The following is a 23,857-nucleotide window of genomic DNA, read 5'->3' as shown; positions in this document are numbered from 1 at the left end:
AAGAGGCCTTGAAACTCCCTGAGTTCTGGCAAGGCGAAGTGAAATCGTCCGACACGATCGCCCGTGCTCCCGGCCCAGATTGAATTTTTCCGCCAGCCGTAAAGGAGCCTCCGATGATCCGAAAACTCACTTCAGGGGAATACCGTCTCTATTCCCGCAAGACCGACCCGAAGACGGGCAAGCGCCGCAATCTGGGCACGTTCAGCTCGCGAGAACAGGCGCAGCAGCACGAGCGCGAAGTCCAGTACTTCAAGCGCCACGGCTGAACATTCCAAGTGCGGCACGCGGACCGGACGCGGCGAACCGCGACTGGCCCCGATCCGGTATTCCCCTCGGGAGACCACCATGCCAAGACTGTGTTTGACGTTCATCGTTGTCATTACGAGTGGCTTTGTTTTCAGCCACGCAGGCGCACAGGTGGCGCTTCCGCTTCCAGCGGAGATCGACGCCGCCGGACCCGAGTCCGGTACGCCCGGCGACAAGCCGGCCCCACTCAATGCACGCAAGGCGGCCGAGGCAAAAATCGATGCCGACCATGCCGCTGCCATGAAGAAATGCGACGGTGGAAAGAGCGTGGACAAACCCGCATGCCTGGAACAGGCCGAATCGGCAAGGGTGAGGAGCAAGGCCGCCATCGCGACAGAACTGCCCGCGCCCTCTGCGCCGAAAAAATAGCCAACCCAGAACGGCGCACTTGCTCAGGGCTGCGTGGCGTTCAAAATCTTGCGGGCCGCAAACGGTGCTCCTCGTCTGCGCTGCTTTCATCGTCCGCGGTTGCGATCCTCAGCCGCGCATGCTCGTGCCGCAGCGTGAGTTCGCCTTGACGTTCGAGTGCAGTTCTATCGCTCTGCAAGCCATCGCCGAAGTCCATCAGGAACTGCGACTCTTCGAGCGTCAATCCATGAAGGACTTCCTCGCTTCTTGCATTGATGGCCAGAACACCGTCGGCCAGGAGCCGCGCCCGCCGCTCGTTCGAAATTCGAAGCTTCTGCATAAAGACTCCTTTGAGGGATTGAGGTGCGTCGGTTCGGGCGCCACCGTATAGCCCACGTCGGCGCAGGCCGATGGCAAGTGCGATGCGTCGCCCCTTCGCCGGGGGGCTTCAGGCGATCGTTGCGCCGCTCCGGTCACCGGTAGAAAGATCGCGGCGTAAGGGAAAGTCGTCGAGGGTGATCATGAGAGGCCACCGAGGGTCGGCTCGAAAGCGTGCGACGACCGCCGCCTCGAGCGCGTCGAAGTGGGTCTTGCAAGCCTGCAGCAATCCGTCGCCCACTTCCCGCGTGCCGAATGCGTCGTGCAAGGTGTCTTCTGAAATGTGCGCCACGACCCTCGCGCCGTCCGGCCCGTTGGGATAGACGGCAAAGCGCACCGACGCCGTATCGAAACAATAGATGCCCTCGAATTCCATGACCGTGTCTCCTTTTTTGGGGGGTGCTTCGCAGCAGCATTGAAGGCGCATGCAGAAGCGGCGGTCGATGGATATCCGGCCATGTTGGCGCAGGAAACGGCCTACAGATCCGGGCCCGCACAACCGTCGGCGCGTGCCTACATCACAACAGCGCGATGACGCTGCCGCGCACCCGGACACCGTTCCTAGGATTTTCTTCGCGCCTCATGCGCTCGGAGAAACCCACATGAAATTCGAAGATCACCCGCACGGCGTGGACGATGGCGCAAGTCGCCTGACGCGGCGCGCCATGTTCCAGTCGGGCGCAGCGCTCGCCGGTGCCCATGCGCCATTGCTGGCGCACGCGCAATCCGCCCCCGCGGCAGGTCCAGCAGCAAATCCTGCGGCCGTGGCCGAACCGCCGCCGCAGCGAATGCCGCTGCAGCTCGAAATCAACGGCAAACCGCAGCGCCTGGAAGTCGACACCCGCACCACGCTTCTGGATGCGCTGCGCGAGAACCTGCGCATGAACGGCACGAAAAAAGGCTGCGACCATGGCCAGTGCGGTGCCTGCACGGTGCTGATCGAGGGGCGCCGCACCAATGCATGCCTGACGCTGGCGGTGATGCACGACGGGCAGTCCGTCACCACCATCGAAGGCCTGGCGCAGGGCGACACGCTGCATCCGATCCAGCAGGCCTTTCTGGACCACGACGGCTTCCAGTGCGGCTACTGCACGCCGGGGCAGATCTGCTCGGCCGCCGGGATGCTGGCCGAGGTGAAGCTCGGCATGCCCAGCCATGTCACGCGCGACCTCGCGGCCGGCGCCGTCACGCTGACCGAGGCGGAGATCCGCGAGCGCATGAGCGGCAATCTCTGCCGATGCAGCGCCTACCCGAACATCGTCGCGGCGATCAAGGAAGCGGCTGGGGCGCGCTCATGAAAGCCTTTACCTACGAACGCGCGGACACGCCCGCCACCGCAGCCGCCGCGGCCGCCCGGCCTGGCGCACGGATGATCGCCGGCGGCACCAACCTGCTCGACCTGATGAAGCTGCAGGTCGAGACGCCTGTGCACCTGGTGGACATCAACCGCCTGGGCCTGGACCGCATCGAGCCCGCCGAGAACGGCGGCCTGCGCATCGGCGCGATGGTGCGTAATTCAGACTTGGCCGCGGACGCCCGCGTGCGCCGCGACTACGCGGTGCTGAGCCGCGCGCTGCTCGCCGGCGCCTCGGGCCAGCTGCGCAACAAGGCCACCACCGGCGGCAACCTGCTGCAGCGCACGCGCTGCTACTACTTCTACGACACCGCCCGCCCCTGCAACAAGCGCCAGCCCGGCTCGGGCTGCTCGGCGCTGCAGGGCTACAACCGCATCCACGCGGTGCTGGGCGCGAGCGATCAGTGCATCGCCACGCATCCGTCGGACATGGCAGTGGCCATGCGCCTGCTCGATGCGCAAGTGGAGACCGTGATGCCCAGCGGCATGCGCCGCGTGATTCCCATCGCCGATTTCCACCGCCTGCCCGGCAACACGCCGCACGTCGAGACCAACCTGCAGCCCGGCGAAATGATCACCGGCGTGACGCTGCCGCCGCCCCTGCCCGGCCGCCACGTGTACCGCAAGGTGCGCGACCGCGCCTCCTATGCCTTCGCGCTGGTGTCGGTGGCGGCCATCGTGGATGCGAGCGGCGGGCGCATCCGCTCGGCGCGCATGGCGTTCGGCGGCCTCGCGCACAAGCCGTGGCGCGTGGAAGCGGCCGAGACCCGCCTCGCGGGCACCGTGCTCGACGAGGCCACCGTCAACGCCGCGGCCGACACCGTGCTGGCGGGCGCACGCGGCTTCGGCCACAACGACTTCAAGCTCCCGCTGCTGCGCCGCACGCTGCAGGCCACCATCAACGAGGCCGCCCGGGCCGCCTGAGGAGAGAAACGCCATGGAAATGACAGCACCCTCCGGCCGCAATCCGATCGACGAGAACCGCAGCGGCCTCATCGGCAAGCCCATCGACCGCGTCGACGGCCGCCTCAAGGTGACCGGCAACGCGCCCTACGCCTACGAGGTGCAGGAGGCGCCGGGCAAGCCGGCCTACGGTTTCATCGTCGAGGCCACGATTCCCAAGGGCACGGTCGCCGACATCGACGCATCGGCCGCCGAGAAGGCGCCCGGCGTGCTGCTGGTGATGACGCACCGCAACGTGCCCAAACAAGCGCCCTGGGGCCCCATCGATGCCAAGGACCGCTTTGCGCGCTCCACGCCGCAACTGGCGAGCAACCGCGTGCGCTACTACGGCGAGGCCGTGGCCTTCGTGGTGGCCGAGAGCTTCGAGATCGCGCGCGCGGCCGCGCAGTTGATCCGCATCCGCTACGACGCCGAGCCCGGCGAGTACGACATGGCCGCCGCGCGCGGCAAGGCCGAGAAGCCCAAGGACGACGAGATGCAGAAGGCCGACAGCCGCATCGGCGATTTCGACGGCGCCTTCGCCGCCGCGCCGGTGCAGGTCGATGCGACCTACACGACGCCCTATCACATCCACGCGCAGATGGAGCCGCACGCCACCATCGCCTGGTGGACGGGCGACCGCGTCACGGTGCACTGCGCCTCGCAGCTGCTGGAGAGCGCGCAGAACGCGGTGGCCAACACGCTGCAGATTCCGCCCTCGAAGGTGCGCATCGTGAGCCGCTACATCGGCGGCGGCTTCGGCGGCAAGCTGCCGGTGTATGGCGACGTGATGCTCTCGGCCATGGCCGCGCGGCAACTCGGGCGCCCGGTGAAGACCGCGCTCACGCGCCAGCAGATGTTCCACTTCACCACGCACCGCAGCCAGACGGTCCAGCGCCTGCGGCTGGGCGCCACGCCGGACGGCAAGCTCACCGCCATCGGCCACGATTCGCTCTCGCACAGCGCGCGCTTCGACGATTTCTACGAAACCGCCAGCACCCAGACGCGTTCGCTCTACGCCGCGCCGAACCGCCTCACCACCCACCGCGTGGTCAAGCTCGACCTGCCGATCTCGGACTCCACGCGCGCGCCCGGCGAAGCGGTCGGCATGCTGGCACTGGAGCAGGCGATGGACGAGCTGGCCGAGAAACTGAAGCTGGACCCGATCGAGCTGCGGCTGCGCAACGAACCGGCCATGGACCCCGAGAAGAACATTCCCTTCTCGACCCGGCAGCTGGTGCGCTGCATGAAGGAAGGCGCCGAGCGCTTCGGCTGGAGCCGGCGCAACGCGGTGCCGGGTGCGGTGCGCGAAGACCGGTGGCTCATCGGCATCGGCTTTGCCGCCGCCACGCGCAGCAACCTCCTGATGGACGCGAAGTGCAGCGTGTCGCTCGACCGGCAGGGCGTGCTCACGGCGCGCATGGCCATGACCGACATCGGCACGGGCAGCTACACGGTGCTCACGCAGATCGCGGCCGAGATGCTCGGCCTGCCGGTGCAGAACGTGCGCATGGAACTCGGCGACAGCGACTTCCCCGAAACGCCCGGATCGGGCGGCTCGTGGGGCGCGGCAAGTGCGGGATCGGCCCTGTTCGACGCCTGCACCCAGCTGCGCGGGCAGATCGCGCGCCGGCTCGGCGCCAGGGCCGACGAGGTGGTGTTCGCCGACGGCCGCGCCAGCGCCGGCGCGCGCTCCGAAACGCTGGGCGCGCTGGCCGGCACCATCGGCCTGCGCGCCGACGGGCAGATCAAGAAAGGCGACATGGCCAAGAAGTTCTCGCAGCAGGCCTACGGCGCGCACTTTGCCGAGGTGGCGGTCGACATGGACACCGGCGAGATCCGCCTGCGCCGCATGCTCGGCGTGTTCGCCGCGGGCCGCATCCTGAACATGAAGACGGCCACCAGCCAGGCCACGGGCGCGATGATCTGGGGCGTGGGCTCGGCGCTCTTCGAGGACGCCGTGGTCGATGCGCGCCACGGCGCCTTCGTGAACCACGACCTGGCCGAATACCACGTGCCCGCGCACGCGGACATCCCGGCCGTCGAAGCGGTGTTTCTGGACGAGGTGGACGACAAGACCAATCCGCTGAAGATCAAGGGCGTGGGCGAGCTCGGCATCTGCGGCGCGGGCGCTGCGGTGGCCAATGCGGTCTACAACGCCACCGGCGTGCGCATCCGCGACTACCCGTTGACGCTCGACAAGGTGCTGGGGCTGCAGGCGCGGCAGGCCTGAAGGCCCCTTTTCTTTCAGGTCCTGCGCGCTACGCCATGTCGGGCTGGCCGTTGGAGGCCATGAGGCCGCCATCGACCGGCAGGGCCACGCCGTTGACGAAGCTCGCGTCGTCGCTCGCGAGAAAGGCGACCACGGCGGCAATCTCCTCGGGCTGCGCGCCGCGGCCGAGCGGAATGCGCTCCTTGAACCTGGCCATGAGCTTGCGGTCGCCCTTCATGTCCTCGGTCATCGGCGTGAAGGTGAGGCTCGGGCAGACGGCGTTCACGCGCACGCCGTCGCGGCCATGGTCGAGCGCGAGGGCCTTCGTGAAATTCACGATCGCGCCCTTGGACGCGTTGTAGAAACCCATGCCCCAGTCGCCGCCGAGACCCGACACCGATCCCGTGTTGACGATGCATCCGCCGCTCTCGATCAGGTGCGGCATGGCGGCGCGGCAGCCGTGGAACACGCCACCGACGTTGGTCGCCATGATCTTGTCCCAGCCATCGAGCGGCGCCTCGGTGACCGTGCCTTCGACTGCGATGCCCGCGTTGTTGAACAGCACGTGCAGCGCGCCGAAGCGCCGGATGGTGGCGGCCACCAGCGCCTGCACCTGCTTGTACTTCGACACGTCGGTCACCTTGACCAGGGTGCGCTCGGGCGGCAGGTCGCGCGCGACGCGGTCCAGCTTGGCCTTGGTGTTGCCGGCAAGCACCACGCTAGCGCCCTCCTGCGAAAAACGGCGCGCGGTGGCCTCGCCAATGCCGGAGCCGGCACCGGTGACGATCACGACGCGGTCTGTGAAACGCTGCATGTGGATCTCCTTCAGGGTCGACAAGAACACGAGCCTGCGCAGGCGCAAGGCCGTCCGGTGTCGGCCAAGGGATTGCGCTGTCGGATGACGGCGCGGCACGGCACCCCGCAACGCTCAACGGCCGTACTTCCGGATGCTCAGTTCGCCGTCGCTTTCGAGCATCGCCAGGCGGACTTCGGACAGGTCGGTGATGCCCTTCTCCCGGAGCTTGGACATCAGCCCTTCCACCGTGATGAGTTGACGGCGCAGCGTTCTGTGAACGATGCGCCCGTGCTTGACCAATGGCTCGGCGGGTGGTTCGACCAGGCGCGACACCAGGGGCCAGCGGTAGCTGGCCCAGTCGAGCAGGTAGTTCCAGCCCACCAGTGTCGAGATCAGCACCAGGCCGTCCGTGACAGTCTTGTATTCGCCCTGCATGGCATTGCTGGAAGCGTCCGCGATCAGCACGACGAACAGCAGGTCTGCCACGCCCAGCGATCCGACGTCGCGCCGCAGCAGGAAACGAAAGACCAGCAACAGGAACCAGTAGATCAAGCTCCCTCTCAGCACCATGTGCCAGGGAGGCATCTCCATGCGAAAAAGCTCTGACAGTGAATCCATGGGCAGCCTCGGATTTTTTCTCTTCACGAAACCGCACATGTTGCGTCGCACGCAGGCAGCCGGCTGTAGGCCGGCTGGACCAATGCAGGCAGGAAGCCTTCGACCCGCGCGGCGTTGTCGGACGACACCGCAAGATGCGCCGGCGAACGCCCGCGGCGACATTGCCGATGGAAAAATGTGGCGCATGGCCTCCCGCCCTTCCAATTCGTCCGGCGTGCTCGCCCCCGAAAACGCAGCGGGCCACACCGCGCTGTTGATCATCGACATGATCAACATCTGGGACTTTCCCGATGCGGAGAAACTGCTGCCGCGCGCGGCAGCCATCGCACCCCGCATCGCCGCGCTCAAGGCCCGCTGCCGCAAGGCAGGCGTGCCCGTGATCTACGCCAACGACAACCGCGGCCGCTGGCGCTCGGACTTTCCGGCGCTGGTGGGGCTGTCGCTGGGCCAGGGCGGTGCGGGCGCGGCGATCGCGAGCGCACTGCAGCCCGACGCCGACGACTACTTCGTGCTGAAGCCCAAGCACTCGGCTTTCTTCGGCACGCCGCTCGAATTGCTGCTGCAGCACCTGGATGCGCGCCGCTTGATCCTGACCGGCGTCGCCAGCGACCAGTGCGTGCTCGCGACCGCCATGGAGGCGGTGATGCGCGACCTTGCGGTGGTGGTGCCGCGGGATTGCGTGGCTTCGCAATCGGTGGCGCGCAACGAGACCGTGTTGCGCCAGCTCGAGAAGTTCCAGAAGCTGCCCACGACGGCAGCGTCCCGCATCCGGCTGGTCCCGCATCGGCCAGGCGCTGTCAGGGGCGGGCGTTGAGCGTGTTCGCCCATATACAGATCGGCGTGAAAGACCTCGCGAGGATGTGCGCGTTCTACGACCTCGTGCTCGCGCACTTCGAACTCAGGCGGGCCGTCGAACTGTCGCATGTCGGCCCGGCGGGGGTGTACTGGCAGCGGCCGGGCGAACGCTGGCCGCAATTCGTCATCGGCGCGCCCGTCAATGGCCAGGCGCCTTCCTGCGGCAACGGCAGCCAGGTGAGTTTTCTCGCCGCATCGCGATCCGTGGTCGATGCCGCGTGGGCAACGGCCTTGGCGCATGGCGGGGCGGACCAGGGTGCGCCGGGCCCGAGGCCTCGCTATGCGCCCGACTTCTACGCGGCGTATTGCCTCGACCCCGAGGGGCACAAGCTCTGCTTCGTTCACACGATCGTCGCCACGCCGGTCCACGAGCCCTTCACGCCGGACTCCTGGACACCGGCTTCGTGAGCGTGGCCGTCGCCTTGGCGCCGAGCGTCATCTCGGTGATCCACGACACCAGCAAGTTGCCATAGGCTTGCCGCGATTCCTGCTTCGACAACGCGTGGTCCGCGCCCGAGAGCACGCGATAGGTGACCGAGCGGACGCGCTTGAACGCGGCCAGATAGTTTTCCAGCACCGGATGCGGCACGGTCTGGTCGTCTTCCGACTCGACGATCAGCACGTCGCCCGCGAAGGCGGCGCAGGCCGCGAGCGCGCGGTTGTCCTTGGGGCCCACCAGCGAGCGGCGGTAGGCCACCAGATCGCTGCGGCTCAGCTTGCCCTTGGGCGTGTCCCACTCGCGGTCGCGGTACAGCGCCGGCGCGCGCAGTGCGAGCCAGCGCACCGGCCGCATGGCGCTCACCAGCGCGGCGAGGTAGCCGCCGTAGCTGCTGCCCACGATGGCCACGGCCCCGGGGTCGACGCTGGGGTGGCCGATCAGCGCGTCGTAGGCGGCGAGCACGTCGCGCAGGTTGTCCTCGCGCGTCACCTCCAGGCGCTGCGCGGCGTGGCGGGCGTGGCCGCGCAGGTCGAAGGTCAGGCACACGCAACCCAGCGCCGCGATCTCGCGGGCCCGCGTCACGTACTGCTCCTGGCTGCCGTCCCACCCATGCACGAGCAGCACGCCGGGCACCATCGTGGAGGCGGCGAACAGCGTGCCTTCGATGTGCTGGCCGTCCACGGCGATATCGATGGCGCTATGGCGAGTCGGCATGGGAATGAAGCAAGGTGTACTTGGCGAGCGGCCCTACCTGCGGGTCGACGCCCTGGTAGGAAACGAGGGCCTCCGCGGGCACCGGCGCCGCGCCGTACACCTCGAAGGTCGATGCACGCACGCGCTCGCGGCCGGGGTCCGCGTGAAACGATTCGAGCGCCGCGATCTCGGCACCCGAGGCGCCGCCCACGCGCCACGATTGCTCCAGCACGCCGGAGCGCCATGCGCCGCCATGTCCGGTGCCCTGCGCCACGTCGTAGTTCATGCGCGAGGCGAAGAACCCGGGGTAACAGTCGACCACGGCGCGGTGATAGCGCCGCGCCTGGTCGATCGCATGGCGAAGCGGCGGCGAAAGCCCGGCGTCGGCGAGCAGCGCTTCGAAGTCACCGCGCACCAGCGTCAGGTCGGAGCCGCCGTACACCTCTTCGCCTGCGCCGTCGCGCGTCAGGCGCTGCTGGCCGTAGTAGCTGACCACCATGCGCTCCACGATCACCTGGCCGACGCTGTAGGTCGCGGGGCGTTCGAGGTTTTCTTCGAGAACGAGGCCGTGGACGGCGATGTCGGCCTCGTCCATGGCATCGACGCAGCGGTCCAGCGCCCGGGCGCTGCGCGCGACGACCTGGCCGCGGCCGCCGGTGGCGCGCACCGGCTTGATGCGGACTACCCCCGAGGCGAGCAGCGTGCGCCCTGCCCTGCGCGCTTCCTCGCGCGAGAAACAGGAAAAACCATCCAGCACCGAGCTGGCGATCTCGGCCGCGAAGCGAGGGCACCACCCGGCCGGCCGCGGCGCCTCGGGGCCGGCCACCGGATGGGTGATGGCCTTCGTCGCGATGAACGCGTGCGGCACCACGCCGCCGAACAGGTCGTGCACGCCGGCAATGCCCAGCCCCTGCGCTGCCCCGGGGTCCGTCACGGTGTTGCTGGGCACGAAATACGGCGCCCGCGCGTAGGGATACCGGTCGTCGTAGGCGCCTGCGTAGGCGCAGCCCTTGAGCGCGGCGAGCCGCCGCGCGAGATCGTTGCGGGTGGCGTGCTCATGGGCGCTGCAATAGGCATCCGGATCGAGGCTCCAGGTCACGAGGCTGCGCGGCGGGGGCAGCGGCGTGGACGGCTTCGATGCGGCAGGCCTGGAATCGGCGATCGGATTCATGGCGGTGTGCGGCGCAGCGGGTCGCGAGTGCCGCGGCCTTCAATGCCGCTGCGTCTTCTTGTCCTCCTTCGCCGAAGGCAGCTTGACCTTCGTGACGGTGACAGAGACCGGATCGCTGGCGGGAAAGGACTCCTCGACCCCGCTGTCCAGCGCTTCTTCACTGGCAGGCTGCTCGGTGGGCTTCGGGGGGTCGGCCGGCTTGCCGTGGTTTTCCGACGTGGGAAAAGGAAAAGGTTTCTGCGCTTTCTGTTCCGTGGTCATGCGGGCCTCCTGGCGATGTAGGCCCCTCCTCGAATGAGGAAGGTGCCCGGGTCATGGTGATCCGGCGGATCGCGTGCGCGGTCGGAAAGCGCTGCGCATGCGCGTGGGAGCAGTCCCGCGCCGCCCCTGCGCGGCGCTCACACGCGGGGCGGATCGGTGTCGCGCGCCGGGTGCCGGTGCAGGCCCACCGCCGCGATGAAGTCGCTGACGGCCGTGTCCGCATGCGCCGCGTCCGCAAGGATCAATCCCGGGTCCGCCGAACCGTCCGGCAGGCTCATCGGGATCCCGGCCTCGGTCAGCAGGGCCTGCGATGCGCCGAACGCCAGGATGCTCTTGCAATGCCGGTACTGGTCCTTCACGAACTCCATCGAATGGCCATCGGCGGCGAGCGCTTCCACGGCAGCCAGGCCGTCCGGCAGCGCCAGCGCATCGAAGAGGAAGCCGGGGCTGTTCTCCATGCTGGCGTCGGCCTCGATCTTCTCGCCGCCCGCCGCGGTGTACGTGCCCAGGCGCGGGCCGATCAGCCGCGGCACGGCGCCCGCCTGCACCAGTGCGGTGACCAGCTTGCCGATGGACGCGCCCTCCGCGCCATCGGCCACCAGAATCGCGACCTTGCGGGTGCGGATGCCGCCGTCGCCCGGGCGTGCCAGCAGCGACAGCGCGGGCGATTGATCGACCTCGGGCGCGGCCGGATTCTCCAGCGCCCGGGGCAGCGGCGCGGGCAGTTCCATGCCCAGCCCTTGCGCCACCTTGGCCGCAAGCTCGGGCGAGGCATTCAGCAGGCTCGCCACGACGCGCTCGCGCACCGCGGGCACCGTCACCTTCGACAGCTCGAAGCGGAACGCGGCGGCGATGTGCGCCTGCTCCTCGCGGGTCTGGCTTTCGAAGAAGAGCGTGGCCTGCGTGTAGTGGTCGGCGAACTTCTCGGGCTTCACGCGCATCTTGTCGCTGCTCTCCTTGGCGTCCAGGCGGCTGGCGACGCTCGCGAAGCCCTGCGCCGCGCCGGCCTGGAACGGGCAGCCGCCCGCCAGGGAGTTGGGTTCGTAAGCGACCCGCCCACGGTGGATGGCCTGGCGGTGCATGCCATCGCGCTGGTTGTTGTGCACCGGCGCAATCGGCGCGTTGATGGGCAGCTCGTGGAAGTTGGGGCCGCCCAGCCGCGTGATCTGCGTGTCCACGTAGGAATGGATGCGCCCGGCCAGCAGCGGATCGTTGGTGAAGTCGATCCCCGGCACCACGTGCGCCGTGCAGAACGCGACCTGCTCGGTTTCTGCGAAGAAGTTGTCGGGGTTGCGGTTCAGCACCAGGCGCCCGACGATCCGCACCGGCACCAGTTCCTCGGGAACGATCTTGGTGGCATCCAGGATGTCGAAGCTGAACTGCTCGGCCTGCGCCTCGGTGAAGATCTGCAGGCCCAGTTCCCACTCGGGGTACTCGCCCGCGTCGATGGCCTCCCAGAGGTCGCGGCGGTGGTAGTCGGGGTCGGCGCCGGAGATCTTCACCGCCTCGTCCCACACCAGCGAGTGCGTCCCGAGTTTCGGCTGCCAGTGGAACTTGACCAGCACCGATTCGCCCGCCTCGTTCACCAGCCGGAAGGTGTGCACGCCGAAGCCCTGCATCATCCGGTAGCTGCGCGGAATGGCGCGGTCGCTCATCTGCCACATCAGCATGTGGGTGGACTCGGGCATGAGCGAGACGAAATCCCAGAAGGTGTCGTGCGCCGACGCGGCCTGCGGCATCTGGTGGTGCGGCTCGGGCTTGACCGCATGCACGAGGTCGGGGAACTTCATCGCGTCCTGGATGAAGAACACGGGCATGTTGTTGCCCACCAGGTCCCAGTTGCCCTCGTCGGTATAGAACTTCACCGCGAAGCCGCGCACGTCGCGCGCGGTGTCCTTGGAGCCGCGTTCGCCGGCCACCGTCGAGAAGCGTACGAACACGGGCGTGACCTTGCCGGCTTCCTGGAAAGGCGCGGCCTTGGTGTATTGCGTCTGCGGTTCGTAGCACTCGAAGAAGCCGTGCGCGCCCGAGCCGCGCGCGTGGACGATGCGCTCGGGAATGCGCTCGTGGTCGAAGTGCGTGATCTTCTCGCGCAGGATGAAGTCTTCGAGCAGCACCGGGCCGCGCGCGCCCGCCTTCAGCGAGTTCTGGTTGTCCGCGACCGGCACGCCCTGGTTGGTGGTGAGCCGCTGGCCGCCCGAGTCGACGCGCACGCGGTCCAGCGTGTCGATGGTGGCGTTGGTGCCTTCGGGCGCGACGGATCCCGTCTTGCCGGAGGCGTTCGACTCCGACGGCGTGCTGCCGGTGGGCAGCCGCGATGCCGGCTTTGCGCTCAGCCCCACGGGCGCGGAGGGCGTGTGTTCGAGCGGCTTGTTGGTGTTGGCCGGCATCGCCGCGGCAAGCGCCTGCGTGTCGATCGCTTTCTGGGCGGGAATGTCTCCCTTGCCGGCCGCGGGCGGCGCGGGATGTGCGGGGCCGCTGTCGGTGTTGCGTGCCGCTGAGCGAGCGGCAGCCAGCGCGGCCGGAGTCGGTGCGCTCGCTCGGGGTTGTTTGGCCATGGGTTTTTCGTCCGGATTGGTTCGAGGGACCCAGAACCTAGTGCGCGAAATCAGGTGCTTTTGTAGGACGCTGCAGCAAGTTCGATGTCGTCTGCATCGACCCCGCGCGCGAACGCGTCGTCGGGGCCCAGGCCGGTCGGAATGCCCAGGCGCATCGCCAGGTGCGCGGCGTCGTAAGGGGCGTGCACCTTGACGTCGTTGTCGAAGTAGCAGAACACGTCGCGCCTGCCGCGCCGCGCGGCGGTGGGCGAAGCCAGTTGCGCGTCGGCCACCTGCCGGCCCTGGCGCCACGCGTTGATGCGCGCCGCCCAGCGGTCGAGCGCCGCATCGCCGTAGCCGCTGGCGTAGAGCTCCTTGTCGCCGTGCAGCCGGAGGTAGACGAAGTCCGCGGTCAGGTCTTCGAGGAGAGGCCAGCGCCCCGCCGTGTCGGCCACCACCAGCGCCACCTGGTGCCGGCGCAGCAAGTCGATGAAGCCGGCATCGACGAAGCTCGGGTGGCGCACCTCCACCGCATGGCGGATGCGCAGACCGCGCGCGGGTTCGAGCAACGACCGGCCCGCCACCCGCTCGTCGTGTTCGCGCGCCAAGGCGCGCACGGAGCGCGCATCGCGCGGCAGGAGCGAGAAAAAAGCGTCCAGCCGTTCGGGGTCGTACCGCATGCGGGGCGGGAGCTGCCAGAGCACCGGGCCCAGTTTCTTTCGGAGCGCCAGCACGCCCGAGGCAAAGAAGTTGGCGAGCGCCTGATGCACGTCCTTGAGCTGGAGCATGTGGGTGATGTAGCGCGAACCCTTGACGGCGAACACGAAGTCGTCCGGCGTTTCGTCGTGCCAGAGCTGGTACGACTCGGGCCGCTGCAGCGAATAGAACGAACCGTTGATCTCGATGGTGGGCAGCATCCGCGATGCGAATTCGAGTTCCCTGCGCTGCGCCAGGCCCGGTGGGTAGAAGTGTCCGCGCCAAGGGGCATACCGCCATCCGGAAATTCCGATCCGGACGTCACCGCGCGGTCCCGCCCTGCGCCCGGACGGCCCTGCCGGCTTGTGTCCCGGCGGGCCGGGATGTCCGCTGCGTTGCGCCACCGACAAAACCATTCCGCTCTGCCCCTTCTCTTGTCAAGGCGTGCCGGTTGCCACGCGCCGCCCAAGGCTAGGCGCAGCGCATGCGGCACCTGTAGAAGTTGACCGCATCCCATCGGCGGCAGGCTCCTACATCGGGACCGGGAGCCGGTCCGAATGCTCTGTGGCGTGGGTGCTTTCGCCCGACTCAGCACAAGGAAAGCTGCAATGAAAAACCATCACGAAACCGGGGACGACCGCGACAACCGGCGCGTTTTCGCATGGGGCGCGAGTGCCGCGATTCTCGTTTTCATCGGCGCGCTCACGTACTTCTACGCGGTGGACAAACGGGGCGAGGCGCCACCGCCGCCGTCCACCACGCAAAGCGCGCCACAGCCCTCCTCTGCGGCTCCGTCGACCCAATGAGCGACGCTCTGCGGCGCAGGTAGCCAGCGGCACGGCCGGCTCTGTTCATGCGCCCCGCAGGCAGTCCGGAATCAGAGCCGGGCAATGGCCGTCTTGAGTTCCTCGATGGATGCCGGCTTGGGCAGATGCGCATCGAAGCCCGCCTCGAGCGCGCGCCGCGCATCGGTGCGCCGGCCGAACCCGGACATCGCGATGGAGCGCAGCTCGCGCGTCGCCTCCTGCCGCCTCACTTCGCCGATGAGCTGGAAGCCGTCCATCTCCGGCATGCCCAGGTCTGACACCAGGAGGTCGTACTGCTGCGTCTGCAGCAGCGCCAGCGCCTCCTTGCCGCTTCCGGCGGTGTCCACGATGGCGCCTTCGAAGCGCAGCACTTCGGCGAACGGTTCCAGGGCCTCGGCGTAATCGTCGACGGCCAGCACCCGCCATCCCTTGAGGTCGACAGCCGCGGGCGCTGCTTCGGCCTTCACCGGCACATCGGTCCCGACCTGGGGCAGCCAGACACTGAACACCGCACCGCGGCCGATGCCATCGGACTGCGCCTCCGCCCGCCCGCCGTGGGCGAGCGCCAGTTCGTGCACCAGCGCCAGGCCGATGCCCAGGCCGCCGTTGGGTGACGCCACTTCCTGGGCCTGGTTGAACATGCCGAACACATGCGGCAGGAACTCGGGCGCAATGCCGCACCCGGTGTCGGTGACGGTCAACCGCGCGAACCCGTTCTCTGCCACCACCCGCACGCCGATGCTTCCGCCATCGGGCGTGAACTTGGCGGCGTTGGTCAGCAGGTTCCAGGCGATCTGCTCCACGCGGACGCGATCGCCGTTGCAGATCACGCCGGCATCGCATTGCGCATCGAGCGCGATGTGCTTGCCGGGGACGTTGGCGATTGCCGCCGTCGCCGCGGTCTGGACCAGTTCCCCCAGGTCCACCGCGACGCGGTTCAGCCGCAGCTTGCCGGTGCGGATGCGCGAGAGATCGAGCAGGTCGTTGATGATGCGGCTCTGGCTGCCCACGGCGCTCCGGATCGCCTCGCTCAGGCGCTGCACCTTCGGGTTCTCGGCGGCCACCGGCAGGCGCATCAGGAGCTCGGCATTCATCTGGATCAGGTTCAGCGGCTGCTTCAGCTCATGCGACATCACCGCCAGGAAGCGGTCTTTGAGGTCGTTGGCCATCTGCGCGTTGAGGCTGGCCTTCCTTTCCTTCACCAGCCGGTGCTCCTGCGCCAGTTCGAGCTGCTTGGTGCCCGTCATGTCGCGCGCGATCTTGGCAAAGCCGCCGCCCGCGCTCGCCTCCAGCGCGGTCATCACGCCACTGCAATAGAAACGGCTGCCGTTCTTGCGCAGGTGCCAGCGGTCGTCTTCGGCGCGGCCGGTCTCCGCGGCGCGGCGCATCTCCTGCTCGGGGACGCCGTGCGCCTGGTCTTCGGGCGTGAAGATGGTCGCGACGGGGTGCTGCAGCATCTCTTCTTCGGTGTAGCCGAAGATGCGCTCCGCGCCGCGGTTCCAGTTGGTGATGAGCCCGGCCGGGTCGGTGGTGATGATGGCGAAGTCGCGCGTGGTCGCGGCCACCATGCGCAGGCGCTCCTCGCCGGCGCGCACCTGCGCCTCGGCCGCGCGCAGGTCGGTGATGTCGAAGAAATTGAGGATGGCGCCTTCGATCTTGTCTTCCGCCGTGCGGTAGGGAAGGACGCGCGCAAGGTACTGCCGCCCGTCCGCGCTGGTGACGTGCCGCTCCACGGCGCGCAGGTCCTTGAACGCCGAGGCCGTGTCTTGCGCCAGTTCCGTGTAGTCCAGGCGACTCGTGATGTCGAACAGCGAGCGCCCCAGGTCCGTGGGAATCAGGTTGAACAGCCTCGCCGCCTGCGGCGTGTAGCGCTTCACGTGCATGCCGCGGTTCACGAAGATCGTGGCGATCTCGGACGACGAAATCAGGTTCTGCAGGTCGTCGTTGATGTTGCCCCGCTCCTCGACCTTGACCTTGAGTTCGTAGTTGACCGTCACGAGCTCCTCGTTCATCGACTGCAGCTCCTCCTTGCTGGTTTCCAGCTCCTCGGTGGCCGAGCGCAGTTCCTCGTTGATGGCCTGCAACTCCTCGTTGGAGGCCTTCATTTCCTCGGTCGAGGTCTCCGAGTGCTCGATGGTGTCCTGCAGATGCAGCTTGAGCTGGCGGATCTCGTCCTCCATCTGCGCGATGAGCAGGACGCGCGCGGAGTCGCCCGACTCCGCGGTCAGCAGCGGCATGCTCTCCTGGACCTCGTCGAACACCACGAGCACGAGGCCGGGCCGCCCCGCCTCCTGCGGCAGCGGTCGCACCGTGATGTTCAGGAAAATCTGCTTGCCGTCTTCCTGGCGCTGCACGATGCGCGTCTCCACGCTGCGCCCGGACTGGGCCGCCTTGAAAAGCGCGGTGCGAAGTTCGATCCGGATGTCCGAGCGAACGTTGTTCAGCAGGTTGTTCGAAGGCTCGCCGCTGGCCCGCTCGAGAAAGCGCCCCACCCCGTTGGACAGGTGCAGCACCTCGTGCTCGGCGTTGATCAGCACGCTGGGCGGCGAGAACTGCTCGATGGCGCGCTGGTGCAGTTCCGCCGTGCCGGGTGCGTCGGCCGCCCGGCGGCTCGCGCTGCGGGGCGGCTCGGCGAAGGTGCCCGGCGCGGCGATCACCGGCGACTCGCCGATCAGCGGCATGTGCCGCCCGCCCTGCAGCGCCGCATTGACGCGGAAGATCCGGTTCTTCTTGTCGGCCGCGGTGAACAGGGTTCCCGCCGCATCGGTCGATTCGGACGTTCCCATGAACAGGTAGCCGCTGGGGCGCAAGGCGACGCGGAACATCTCCAGCACATGGGCCTGCGCCGATCGGTCCAGGTAGATCAGCAGGTTGCGGCAGCAGATCAGGTCCAGCCGCGAGAACGGCGGATCGCGCAAGAGGTTGTGCAGCGCGAACAGCACCGGCTCGCGCACCACGGTGGAGACGCGGTACTGGTCCTGGTCCTTCACGAAGAACTGCCGCAGCCGCGAGGGCGTGACGTCTTCCACGACGCCCTGCGCGTAGGTGCCCTTGCGCGCGGTGGCGATGGCGCGCTCGTCGATGTCGGTCGCGAAGATCTGGATTTCCAGCGGCTTGGACTGCAGGTCGGCCTGTTCCCGCAGCAGCATGCTCAGCGAATAGGCTTCCTCGCCCGTGGCGCAGCCCGCGACCCAGACGCGCACCTGGTCGCCCGGCTGCTTGGATTCGACGATGCGCGGAATCGCCTCGCGCTCCAGGGCCTCGAAGGCATCGCGGTCGCGAAAGAAGTTGGTCACGCTGATGAGCATGTCCTGCAGCAGCAGCGGCCCTTCTTCGGGGTGGTCGCGCAGGAAGTCGCGGTACGAGGGCAGGTCGGTCAGCCGGTTGACCTGCAGCCTGCGTTCGATGCGGCGCAGCACCGTCGCGCGCTTGTAGTGCGTGAAATCGTGGCGGGTGTAGCTGCGCAGGTAGGACATCACGTCCTGCAGCGCTTTTTCGGCCTCCTGCGAGGCGATCGGCCCCTCGGGCTCGGACACGAGGATGCCCACGTCCTCGGCGTCGGGCAGCTGGATCTTGCGCGCGCTTTGCCAGATGTCGATCAACCGCTGCGGCATCTCGACGGCCGGCAGCACGAAGTCGACCATGCCGGTGGCAATGGCTGCGCGGGGCATGCCGTCGTGCGCGGCGTCCTCGGGCGTCTGCGCCAGGGCGATGCCGCCGCGCTCCTTGACGCTGGTAAGGCCCACGGCACCGTCGCTGCCAGTGCCCGACATCACGATGCACACGGCCCGTTCCTCGTGCACTTCGGCCATGGTGCGGAAGAACACGTCGATGGCAATGTGTCCACCGGCGACGCGCTCGCCCGGCGTCACGCGCAGATGACCATCGTTCATCGTGAGCGTCACGCCGGGCGGAATGACGTACACGTGGTCCGCCTCGATCGGCATGGGCTTGCCGACCTGCCTCACCGGCATGCGCGTGGCGCGCTGGATGATTTCGGCGGCGCTGCTCTTGTGCTTGGGCGAGAGATGAAGGATCACCACGAAGGCCATGCCCGAGGCCGCGGGCATCTGCTCAAAGAACCGGATCACCGCCTCCAGCCCACCTGCCGAAGCGCCGATGCCGACCACCGGAAATTTCAGGTGGCTGCGAACGAGGCGGGAAGGGTCGGAGGCCTTCGGGGGCGGCGGAGCAGAAGGTCCTTGAGAGGGCATGGGGTCTCGCTGGCGGATGGGGGGCGGCGCGCCGCAGGCAAGCTGGCCACTCTCCCCTGGGAACAACAGGAAACTATTTTGCCCCCATCGTCCCCCCGCTGTACGTAGGAGTGCCGCCCGGATGGCCCTTGCTGTCTTCTCGGCCGAGCGGGCCTTTCTCGGCGCGCGCGCAGCTACGCAGCGCGACCGGTTCGCGCGCTCGGCAGATGCCGATTTGCAGGGGTCAGGCGCTTTCTTCGTCTTCGTCGATGCCTTCCTCGAGGTCTCCATGTTCGGCGGCGAGGTCCGCGGCGCGCACGCTGTCTTCCTCGCCGGCCGCATCGCGCACCTCGGCCGCCGAATCGGGCAGTACGCCTGTGCGATCGGGCAGCAGGTCGGCATCGGTCGCCACGCCCTCGTCCGCGGAGGCCCGCTCGCCCGTGCCGGCGGCATCGGTGTCGGTGGCCAGCTCTGGTGCGTACGCTCCGCCGCCGACCAGGTCGTCGGGCAGCGCCGTGCGGGGTTCGCCGGCCTGCACGTCGCTGCCGCTGTCGCTCGAATCGCTCGGGCCGAGGGCGCCGGTGTCCTTGCCCTTGGGCTGCACGGGTGGGCGTTCTCCGCCCAGGATGCTGCTATTTGCCATGATGCTTTCTCCTTACTTGCCGGGCTTGGAGTTCGAATTGCTCGGCGGCGGCGCGGGCGACGGCAGGGTGTCCTGCGGGTTGCGCCGCGTGAGGCCGCCCGTGGCCGATCCGCCGCCCGGCCGCGGCGTGCGGTTGACGCGCGCGGCAACCGGACCCTTGGTCGAATCCAGCGGCTCCGAGCGGCCGGTGTCGACCGTGCGCGCGGGGTCGGCGGGCGGGTTGGCGGAACTGCCCTGCGTGCTGGGCGCGACCGAGCCCTTCGGGTTGCCCGTGGACGGTGCCTGCGCGAATGCGGCGGTGGCCGCCAGCAACCCGGTCAAGAGAAGGACCGCGGCGCTGCGGCCCGAGTGGCTTTCTTTCCTTGTCGTCATGGTGTCGTTTCCTTTGGCGCTGTAGACCCATGTTTCGGACCTGCGGGTGATGCCGGCTGTGGGAACAGGCACGCAGCGGTTGTAGGAGCAGCAACCACGCGGCCTGGGTTGCGTGGTGCCGTGGTGCCCGATCGAATGGCGACACGACGCCGGCCCCGAGCCGCGTAAGAACACGCCGACCCCGGCCGGCGTCATCGTCTTGGGGATCGCCGACAGCGGCTTGCCAACACTGTGCGGACCATGACCGATCACAGCCTGGCTTTCCCCTCCACCTTGCGCGCCCTGGCCTTCAACTGCAGCTTGAAGGCGGTAGGCAAACCCTCCTCCACCGGCGCCATGCTGCGCGACGTTGCCGCCGCATTCGCAGCGCACGGCGTGGAGACCGAAACCGTTCACGCCGCCGCCCACAACATCCTGCCCGGCACCCGCTCCGACGAAGGGCCGGGCGACGATTGGCCCGCGTTGCGCGCCAAGGTCATGGCGGCGGACATCGTGGTCATCGGCTCGCCGATCTGGATCGGGCAGCCGAGCAGCGTGGCCAAGCGCGTGCTCGAGCGCATGGATGCGTTCATCGCCGAGACCGGCAAGGACAGGCGGATGCCCTCCTACGGCAAGGTCGGCGCGGCGGCCGTGGTGGGCAACGAGGACGGCGCGCACCACGTGGGCGCCGAGGTGTACCAGGCGTTGAACGACCTGGGCTTTTCGCTGGCGCCCAACGCCATGGCCTATTGGGTGGGCGAGGCCCGCGGCAGCGGCGAATACCGCGACCTGCATCCGGTGCCCTCGTCGACCGACGACGCGACCCGCATGATGGTTCGCAACGCCGTGCACCTGGCCAAGCTGCTCCGGCAGGCGCCCTACCCGCCCAAGCCCTGAGCCGCGACAACCGGGGGCGCCCTGCACGAAGCGAAGGTCGGGCCGCACGCACGGGCGCGCGAAAACTTCTCTGGCGAGGGAGCGCGTCGAGGTCCCCGCACCTTCCGCGACCTATCGAAGCCCTGTCTTCAAGTCGTCGCAGCAACAGCGTTCAGCTTGCGTGCAGGCCTGGTTTTCTTGCGCGCCGGCGTTCGCGCTTTCTCGAAGACCTTCGAGGCCAGGGACAGATCCGCAAGCCATGCCTTCCACGCGGCGGCCTTCTGTTCGGGGTCCCCTCGCAGCAGCGCAGACGGATGCAGCGTCACCAGCACCTGGCGCCCCGCCGCATCTTCGTGCCATCGGCCGCGTTCGCTCATCACCGCCACATGGCGTCCGAGCAGCGAGCGTGCCGCAACGCCGCCCAGCGCGATCAGCGCCGCGGGTTCCACCAGGGCGATTTCGCTCTCCAGCCAGTGAAGGCAGGCATCCGCCTCCCGCTGCGCGGGCGTCTTGTGGATTCGGCGCTTCCCACGCAACTCGTATTTGAAATGCTTCACCGCATTGGTCACATACAACTTGTCGCGCGACCAGCCCAGTTCCGCTACGGCGCGGTCGAACAGCCGTCCGGCCGGCCCGACGAAGGGGCGGCCCACCAAGTCTTCCTTGTCGCCCGGCTGCTCCCCGACCACCATCAGTCGCGCGTGCACGGGCCCTTCGCCGAACACCGACTGCGTCGCGTGTTCGCCAAGCGGACACTCGGGGCAGGCGTTGGTCGCCCTGCCGAGTTTCTGAAGGCCGGCCAAAGCCGGTTTCAGGCCGCGACCATTCGCCGCCATTGCGCCTCCTACTGCTTGCGGGCCTTGGCGCGGCGTTGGCAGCGGTTCATGTCGCGGTCTGGGGCCATCGCGTTCCTCGGCGTCTCTTTCGGCGCGCATGTTCGGATCCGTCATCGCTGTTCAAGCGGGGGCCGGCCTCAGATGAACGGCACACCGCCCGTCACCGGAATGGTCGCGCCGGAGATATAGCTCGCCTGGTCGGACGCGAGCAGCACGTACACCGCCTGCAACTCGGCCGGCTGGCCGGGCCGCTTCATGGGCGTCTGCATGCCGAACTCCTTGACCTTTTCCGCCGGCATGGTCGAGGGAATCAACGGCGTCCAGAACGGCCCCGGTGCCACGCAGTTCACCCGGATGCCCTTGTCGGCGAGCAATTGCGCCATGCCGCCGGACATGTTCTGGATGGCGCCCTTGGTCGCTGCGTAGGCGACGAGCGTCGCATTGGGCTTGTCCGCGTTGACCGAAGCGGTGCTGATGATCGCGCTGCCCGGCTGCATGTGCGCCGACGCTGCCTTGCAGAGGAAGAAGTTGGCGTAGACGTTGGTGCGGAAGGTGCGGTCGAACTCCTCGGCGGTGATCTCGCCCAGGTCCTTGTGGGTCATCTGGAAGGCCGCGTTGTTCACGAGCACGTCGAGCTTGCCGAAGCGCTCGATGGCGGTGGCCACGAGCCGGTTGCACTGCGCCTCCTCGCAGATGTCGCCGGGCACGGCGACGCACACGCGCCCTTCTTTCTCGATGAGCTCCTTGCAGACCTGCGCATCGGATTCCTCGTCGGGCAGGTAGGAGATGAGAACGTCGGCACCTTCCCGCGCAAAGGCGAGCGCCACGGCGCGGCCGATGCCGCTGTCGCCGCCGGTGATGAGCGCAGCCTTGCCCTTGAGCTTGCCGCTGCCGACGTAGGACGCCTCGCCGAAGTCCGGGCGGGGCTCCATCTTCGACTCCAGGCCGGGTGGCGATTGTTCGGGCGTATCGAAGGGCGGCCGAGGGCCTGCGTGCAGCGGATCTGTCATGGTGCGCTCCGTTTCGGTAGTCGGTTTCAACAGGTTCAGCTTTGAAAGCTACGCTTGGAGCGACGCGCTTCCATCGGACAAATGCTCGACCGTGCGCGGGGTTCGGTGAATCACCCGAAACCGCGCAGGCCGGCAGACACCCCATCGCGTGGTGCCTCGCGCAAGGGAGCGACCTGCGGGCCTATGGGCGCACCGGCCGCGCAGCGACCGGGGCGAATGGCGCACGCTCAGGGCGAAAGGGCCGAACCGGCAACGCGTCGTGCGGCGGCGCCTGGACCCGAAGGCGTCAATACGACCTTGCGGCACTCTTCCTCGGCCTTCTCGAAGATGTCATAGCCACGCGCCGCGTCTTCCAATGCCATGTGGTGCGTGATGATGACCTCGGGTGCCAAGTCCCCCGCCTGGATGTGCTCGAGCAATTTGGGCATGTGCTGCTGCGCATGCGTCTGGCCCATCTTGAAGGTCAGCCCCTTCTCGAAGGCGTCGCCGAACAGGAAGCCATGGATGAAACCGGCATACACCCCCGGCACGCTCACCACGCCGCCGCGCCGGGTGGCCGCGATGGCCTGGCGCAGCGCCTTGCCGCTGGAGCCTTCCAGCTTGAGCTCGGTCAGCACCGTCTCCACGGTGCTGCCCTTGGCCTCGAAGCCGACCGCATCGATGGACGCATCGACGCCGCGAAAGTCGGTGCGCTCGATGATCTGCTCGGCCGGATCGTCGATCTGCCTGAAGTTGATGGGCTCCACGCCGTACAGCGCCTGCGCGAAGTCGAGCCGGTAGGGGTGCTCGTCGATCATGAAGATGCGCTCGGCGCCCAGCATGCGCGCGCATGCCGCCGCCATGAGGCCCACCGGGCCCGCGCCGAAGATCGCGACCGTGGAGCCGCGCCCGATGTCCGCATTGACCACCGCCTGGTAGCCGGTGGGCAGGATGTCAGACAGAAACAGCACCTGCTCGTCGTTGAGCCCCGGCGGTATCACCAGCGGGCCCACGTTGGCCTTGGGCACGCGCACGTACTCCGCCTGTCCGCCGGCGTACCCGCCGTACAGATGCGAATAGCCGAACAGGCCGGCGCTCGGGCGCGCATTCTTCTTGTTCAGGATGGCGCCGCGCCCGGGGTTGGTGGTTTCGCAGGCCGCAAAGAGCGCCCGGTTGCAGAAGAAACATTCGCCGCACGCGATGGTGAAAGGCACCACCACGCGGTCGCCGCGCTGCAGCCGCGTGACGGCCTTGCCCGTGTCCTCGACGATGCCCATGAACTCGTGTCCAAGGATGTCGCCGTTCTCCATGCTGGGAATCTTTCCGCGGTAGATGTGCAGGTCCGAGCCGCAGATGGCGGTGGCCGTCACGCGCAGGATGATGTCCTCGTCCTGCTCGATCACGGGGTCCGGCACGGTCTCGACGCGGACATCCTTCGCGCCGTGGTAAGTCAGGGCTTTCATGTGCGTTCTTCCTTCGTGGATGGGGTGAAAAGCGTGGAATGAAGCCTGCGAAGCTAGGACGGGCGGTTGCACGCGGATGTAGGAGCCTTTCCCG

24 protein-coding genes are annotated in these 23,857 nt (G+C 68.1%); 9 read left to right on the top strand and 15 right to left on the bottom strand.

What is annotated here, in order from left to right:
- Positions 1 to 113 precede the first annotated feature (113 nt).
- Complete coding sequence (locus tag BM133_RS07535; RefSeq protein WP_093432711.1) at positions 114 to 266, top strand: hypothetical protein; 153 nt, start codon at positions 114 to 116, stop codon at positions 264 to 266.
- Between the two features lie 94 nt (positions 267 to 360).
- Positions 361 to 675: a hypothetical protein gene (locus tag BM133_RS07530; RefSeq protein ID WP_177224745.1), complete on the top strand. Its 315-nt coding sequence runs from the start codon at positions 361 to 363 to the stop codon at positions 673 to 675.
- A gap of 40 nt (positions 676 to 715) precedes the next feature.
- On the opposite strand, the gene BM133_RS07525 is transcribed toward BM133_RS07530, so the two are convergent.
- Together BM133_RS07525 and BM133_RS07520 are read right to left on the bottom strand one after the other, a co-directional pair.
- Positions 716 to 994: a hypothetical protein gene (locus BM133_RS07525; protein WP_093432708.1), complete on the bottom strand. Its 279-nt coding sequence runs from the start codon at positions 992 to 994 to the stop codon at positions 716 to 718.
- 108 nt (positions 995 to 1,102) lie between these two features.
- On the bottom strand, positions 1,103 to 1,408 hold the full coding sequence (locus BM133_RS07520; protein WP_093432707.1) for a hypothetical protein: 306 nt from the start codon (positions 1,406 to 1,408) through the stop codon (positions 1,103 to 1,105).
- A gap of 226 nt (positions 1,409 to 1,634) precedes the next feature.
- On the opposite strand from BM133_RS07520, the gene BM133_RS07515 reads away from it, so the two are divergent.
- The 3 genes from BM133_RS07515 to BM133_RS07505 are packed head-to-tail and all read left to right on the top strand — an operon-like array spanning position 1,635 to position 5,561.
- A complete protein-coding gene (locus tag BM133_RS07515; RefSeq protein ID WP_093432705.1) occupies positions 1,635 to 2,330 on the top strand; it encodes a 2Fe-2S iron-sulfur cluster-binding protein in 696 nt (231 codons plus the stop codon).
- Positions 2,327 to 3,310, top strand: a complete 984-nt coding sequence (locus BM133_RS07510) for an FAD binding domain-containing protein (protein WP_093432704.1) — start codon at positions 2,327 to 2,329, stop codon at positions 3,308 to 3,310. Before BM133_RS07515 ends, BM133_RS07510 begins: the two co-directional genes overlap by 4 nt.
- 13 nt (positions 3,311 to 3,323) lie before the next feature.
- A complete protein-coding gene (locus tag BM133_RS07505; protein ID WP_093432702.1) occupies positions 3,324 to 5,561 on the top strand; it encodes a xanthine dehydrogenase family protein molybdopterin-binding subunit in 2,238 nt (745 codons plus the stop codon).
- 28 nt (positions 5,562 to 5,589) lie between these two features.
- Here BM133_RS07505 and BM133_RS07500 read toward each other — a convergent pair whose 3' ends face one another.
- Together BM133_RS07500 and BM133_RS07495 are read right to left on the bottom strand one after the other, a co-directional pair.
- Positions 5,590 to 6,354 carry a meso-2,3-butanediol dehydrogenase gene (locus tag BM133_RS07500; RefSeq protein WP_093435152.1) on the bottom strand — a complete coding sequence of 255 codons (765 nt, stop codon included), beginning with the start codon at positions 6,352 to 6,354 and terminating at the stop codon, positions 5,590 to 5,592.
- A 114-nt stretch (positions 6,355 to 6,468) separates the two neighbouring features.
- Positions 6,469 to 6,954 (bottom strand): DUF421 domain-containing protein, encoded by a 486-nt coding sequence (locus tag BM133_RS07495; protein WP_093432701.1) that lies wholly within the window; start codon positions 6,952 to 6,954, stop codon positions 6,469 to 6,471.
- 184 nt (positions 6,955 to 7,138) lie between these two features.
- Between BM133_RS07495 and BM133_RS07490 the strand changes: the two genes are divergently transcribed.
- Both BM133_RS07490 and BM133_RS07485 read left to right on the top strand, forming a co-directional pair.
- Complete coding sequence (locus tag BM133_RS07490; RefSeq protein ID WP_093435150.1) at positions 7,139 to 7,768, top strand: cysteine hydrolase family protein; 630 nt, start codon at positions 7,139 to 7,141, stop codon at positions 7,766 to 7,768.
- A gap of 2 nt (positions 7,769 to 7,770) precedes the next feature.
- Complete coding sequence (locus BM133_RS07485; RefSeq protein WP_093432699.1) at positions 7,771 to 8,217, top strand: VOC family protein; 447 nt, start codon at positions 7,771 to 7,773, stop codon at positions 8,215 to 8,217.
- On the opposite strand, the gene BM133_RS07480 is transcribed toward BM133_RS07485, so the two are convergent.
- The 5 genes from BM133_RS07480 to BM133_RS07460 form a co-directional block, all read right to left on the bottom strand.
- Entirely contained in the window at positions 8,186 to 8,962 is a 777-nt protein-coding gene (locus tag BM133_RS07480) for an alpha/beta hydrolase family protein (RefSeq protein WP_093432698.1), read from the bottom strand. The two genes, BM133_RS07485 and BM133_RS07480, sit on opposite strands and share 32 nt — an antisense overlap.
- Positions 8,946 to 10,112: a DUF3182 family protein gene (locus BM133_RS07475; protein ID WP_093432696.1), complete on the bottom strand. Its 1,167-nt coding sequence runs from the start codon at positions 10,110 to 10,112 to the stop codon at positions 8,946 to 8,948. Before BM133_RS07475 ends, BM133_RS07480 begins: the two co-directional genes overlap by 17 nt.
- 39 nt (positions 10,113 to 10,151) lie before the next feature.
- Complete coding sequence (locus tag BM133_RS07470; protein WP_093432695.1) at positions 10,152 to 10,373, bottom strand: hypothetical protein; 222 nt, start codon at positions 10,371 to 10,373, stop codon at positions 10,152 to 10,154.
- A 137-nt stretch (positions 10,374 to 10,510) separates the two neighbouring features.
- Positions 10,511 to 12,931, bottom strand: coding sequence for a catalase (locus BM133_RS07465; RefSeq protein ID WP_093432693.1), 2,421 nt, complete (start codon positions 12,929 to 12,931; stop codon positions 10,511 to 10,513).
- A 50-nt stretch (positions 12,932 to 12,981) separates the two neighbouring features.
- Positions 12,982 to 13,827 carry a DUF72 domain-containing protein gene (locus BM133_RS07460; RefSeq protein WP_371286309.1) on the bottom strand — a complete coding sequence of 282 codons (846 nt, stop codon included), beginning with the start codon at positions 13,825 to 13,827 and terminating at the stop codon, positions 12,982 to 12,984.
- A gap of 387 nt (positions 13,828 to 14,214) precedes the next feature.
- On the opposite strand from BM133_RS07460, the gene BM133_RS07455 reads away from it, so the two are divergent.
- Entirely contained in the window at positions 14,215 to 14,412 is a 198-nt protein-coding gene (locus tag BM133_RS07455) for a hypothetical protein (RefSeq protein WP_093432690.1), read from the top strand.
- A 71-nt stretch (positions 14,413 to 14,483) separates the two neighbouring features.
- Here BM133_RS07455 and BM133_RS07450 read toward each other — a convergent pair whose 3' ends face one another.
- The 3 genes from BM133_RS07450 to BM133_RS07440 form a co-directional block, all read right to left on the bottom strand.
- Complete coding sequence (locus BM133_RS07450; protein WP_093432689.1) at positions 14,484 to 18,626, bottom strand: CheR family methyltransferase; 4,143 nt, start codon at positions 18,624 to 18,626, stop codon at positions 14,484 to 14,486.
- 223 nt (positions 18,627 to 18,849) lie between these two features.
- Positions 18,850 to 19,248, bottom strand: a complete 399-nt coding sequence (locus BM133_RS07445) for a hypothetical protein (protein ID WP_093432687.1) — start codon at positions 19,246 to 19,248, stop codon at positions 18,850 to 18,852.
- 12 nt (positions 19,249 to 19,260) lie between these two features.
- Positions 19,261 to 19,620 (bottom strand): hypothetical protein, encoded by a 360-nt coding sequence (locus BM133_RS07440; protein WP_143100096.1) that lies wholly within the window; start codon positions 19,618 to 19,620, stop codon positions 19,261 to 19,263.
- Between the two features lie 240 nt (positions 19,621 to 19,860).
- Between BM133_RS07440 and BM133_RS07435 the strand changes: the two genes are divergently transcribed.
- Positions 19,861 to 20,496 carry a flavodoxin family protein gene (locus tag BM133_RS07435; protein ID WP_093432684.1) on the top strand — a complete coding sequence of 212 codons (636 nt, stop codon included), beginning with the start codon at positions 19,861 to 19,863 and terminating at the stop codon, positions 20,494 to 20,496.
- A 128-nt stretch (positions 20,497 to 20,624) separates the two neighbouring features.
- Here the strand turns inward: BM133_RS07435 and BM133_RS07430 are convergent, their stop codons facing one another.
- The 3 genes from BM133_RS07430 to BM133_RS07420 all read right to left on the bottom strand — a co-directional run bounded on the left by BM133_RS07430 (position 20,625) and on the right by BM133_RS07420 (position 23,763).
- Entirely contained in the window at positions 20,625 to 21,311 is a 687-nt protein-coding gene (locus BM133_RS07430) for a UdgX family uracil-DNA binding protein (RefSeq protein ID WP_093432682.1), read from the bottom strand.
- Positions 21,312 to 21,448: 137 nt separating this feature from the next.
- Positions 21,449 to 22,321 (bottom strand): glucose 1-dehydrogenase, encoded by an 873-nt coding sequence (locus BM133_RS07425; RefSeq protein ID WP_093435148.1) that lies wholly within the window; start codon positions 22,319 to 22,321, stop codon positions 21,449 to 21,451.
- A 227-nt stretch (positions 22,322 to 22,548) separates the two neighbouring features.
- Positions 22,549 to 23,763: a zinc-dependent alcohol dehydrogenase gene (locus BM133_RS07420; protein ID WP_093432681.1), complete on the bottom strand. Its 1,215-nt coding sequence runs from the start codon at positions 23,761 to 23,763 to the stop codon at positions 22,549 to 22,551.
- Positions 23,764 to 23,857: the final 94 nt, after the last annotated feature.

It is taken from the genome of Variovorax sp. 770b2 (genome assembly GCF_900115685.1).
Lineage (GTDB): Bacteria > Pseudomonadota > Gammaproteobacteria > Burkholderiales > Burkholderiaceae_C > Variovorax.
This window is presented reverse-complemented; position numbering and strand designations above follow the sequence as displayed.

Coding starts and splice junctions, on each gene's coding strand:
- BM133_RS07495 (WP_093432701.1), bottom strand. CDS start 6,954: ATGGATTCACTGTCAGAGCTTTTTCGCATGGAGATGCCTCCCTGGCAC.
- BM133_RS07435 (WP_093432684.1), top strand. CDS start 19,861: ATGACCGATCACAGCCTGGCTTTCCCCTCCACCTTGCGCGCCCTGGCC.
- BM133_RS07475 (WP_093432696.1), bottom strand. CDS start 10,112: ATGAATCCGATCGCCGATTCCAGGCCTGCCGCATCGAAGCCGTCCACG.
- BM133_RS07470 (WP_093432695.1), bottom strand. CDS start 10,373: ATGACCACGGAACAGAAAGCGCAGAAACCTTTTCCTTTTCCCACGTCG.
- BM133_RS07450 (WP_093432689.1), bottom strand. CDS start 18,626: ATGCCCTCTCAAGGACCTTCTGCTCCGCCGCCCCCGAAGGCCTCCGAC.
- BM133_RS07460 (WP_371286309.1), bottom strand. CDS start 13,827: ATGCTGCCCACCATCGAGATCAACGGTTCGTTCTATTCGCTGCAGCGG.
- BM133_RS07535 (WP_093432711.1), top strand. CDS start 114: ATGATCCGAAAACTCACTTCAGGGGAATACCGTCTCTATTCCCGCAAG.
- BM133_RS07430 (WP_093432682.1), bottom strand. CDS start 21,311: ATGGCGGCGAATGGTCGCGGCCTGAAACCGGCTTTGGCCGGCCTTCAG.
- BM133_RS07440 (WP_143100096.1), bottom strand. CDS start 19,620: ATGACGACAAGGAAAGAAAGCCACTCGGGCCGCAGCGCCGCGGTCCTT.
- BM133_RS07425 (WP_093435148.1), bottom strand. CDS start 22,321: ATGACAGATCCGCTGCACGCAGGCCCTCGGCCGCCCTTCGATACGCCC.
- BM133_RS07505 (WP_093432702.1), top strand. CDS start 3,324: ATGGAAATGACAGCACCCTCCGGCCGCAATCCGATCGACGAGAACCGC.
- BM133_RS07445 (WP_093432687.1), bottom strand. CDS start 19,248: ATGGCAAATAGCAGCATCCTGGGCGGAGAACGCCCACCCGTGCAGCCC.
- BM133_RS07500 (WP_093435152.1), bottom strand. CDS start 6,354: ATGCAGCGTTTCACAGACCGCGTCGTGATCGTCACCGGTGCCGGCTCC.
- BM133_RS07420 (WP_093432681.1), bottom strand. CDS start 23,763: ATGAAAGCCCTGACTTACCACGGCGCGAAGGATGTCCGCGTCGAGACC.
- BM133_RS07455 (WP_093432690.1), top strand. CDS start 14,215: ATGAAAAACCATCACGAAACCGGGGACGACCGCGACAACCGGCGCGTT.
- BM133_RS07510 (WP_093432704.1), top strand. CDS start 2,327: ATGAAAGCCTTTACCTACGAACGCGCGGACACGCCCGCCACCGCAGCC.
- BM133_RS07525 (WP_093432708.1), bottom strand. CDS start 994: ATGCAGAAGCTTCGAATTTCGAACGAGCGGCGGGCGCGGCTCCTGGCC.
- BM133_RS07465 (WP_093432693.1), bottom strand. CDS start 12,931: ATGGCCAAACAACCCCGAGCGAGCGCACCGACTCCGGCCGCGCTGGCT.
- BM133_RS07515 (WP_093432705.1), top strand. CDS start 1,635: ATGAAATTCGAAGATCACCCGCACGGCGTGGACGATGGCGCAAGTCGC.
- BM133_RS07490 (WP_093435150.1), top strand. CDS start 7,139: ATGGCCTCCCGCCCTTCCAATTCGTCCGGCGTGCTCGCCCCCGAAAAC.
- BM133_RS07520 (WP_093432707.1), bottom strand. CDS start 1,408: ATGGAATTCGAGGGCATCTATTGTTTCGATACGGCGTCGGTGCGCTTT.
- BM133_RS07480 (WP_093432698.1), bottom strand. CDS start 8,962: ATGCCGACTCGCCATAGCGCCATCGATATCGCCGTGGACGGCCAGCAC.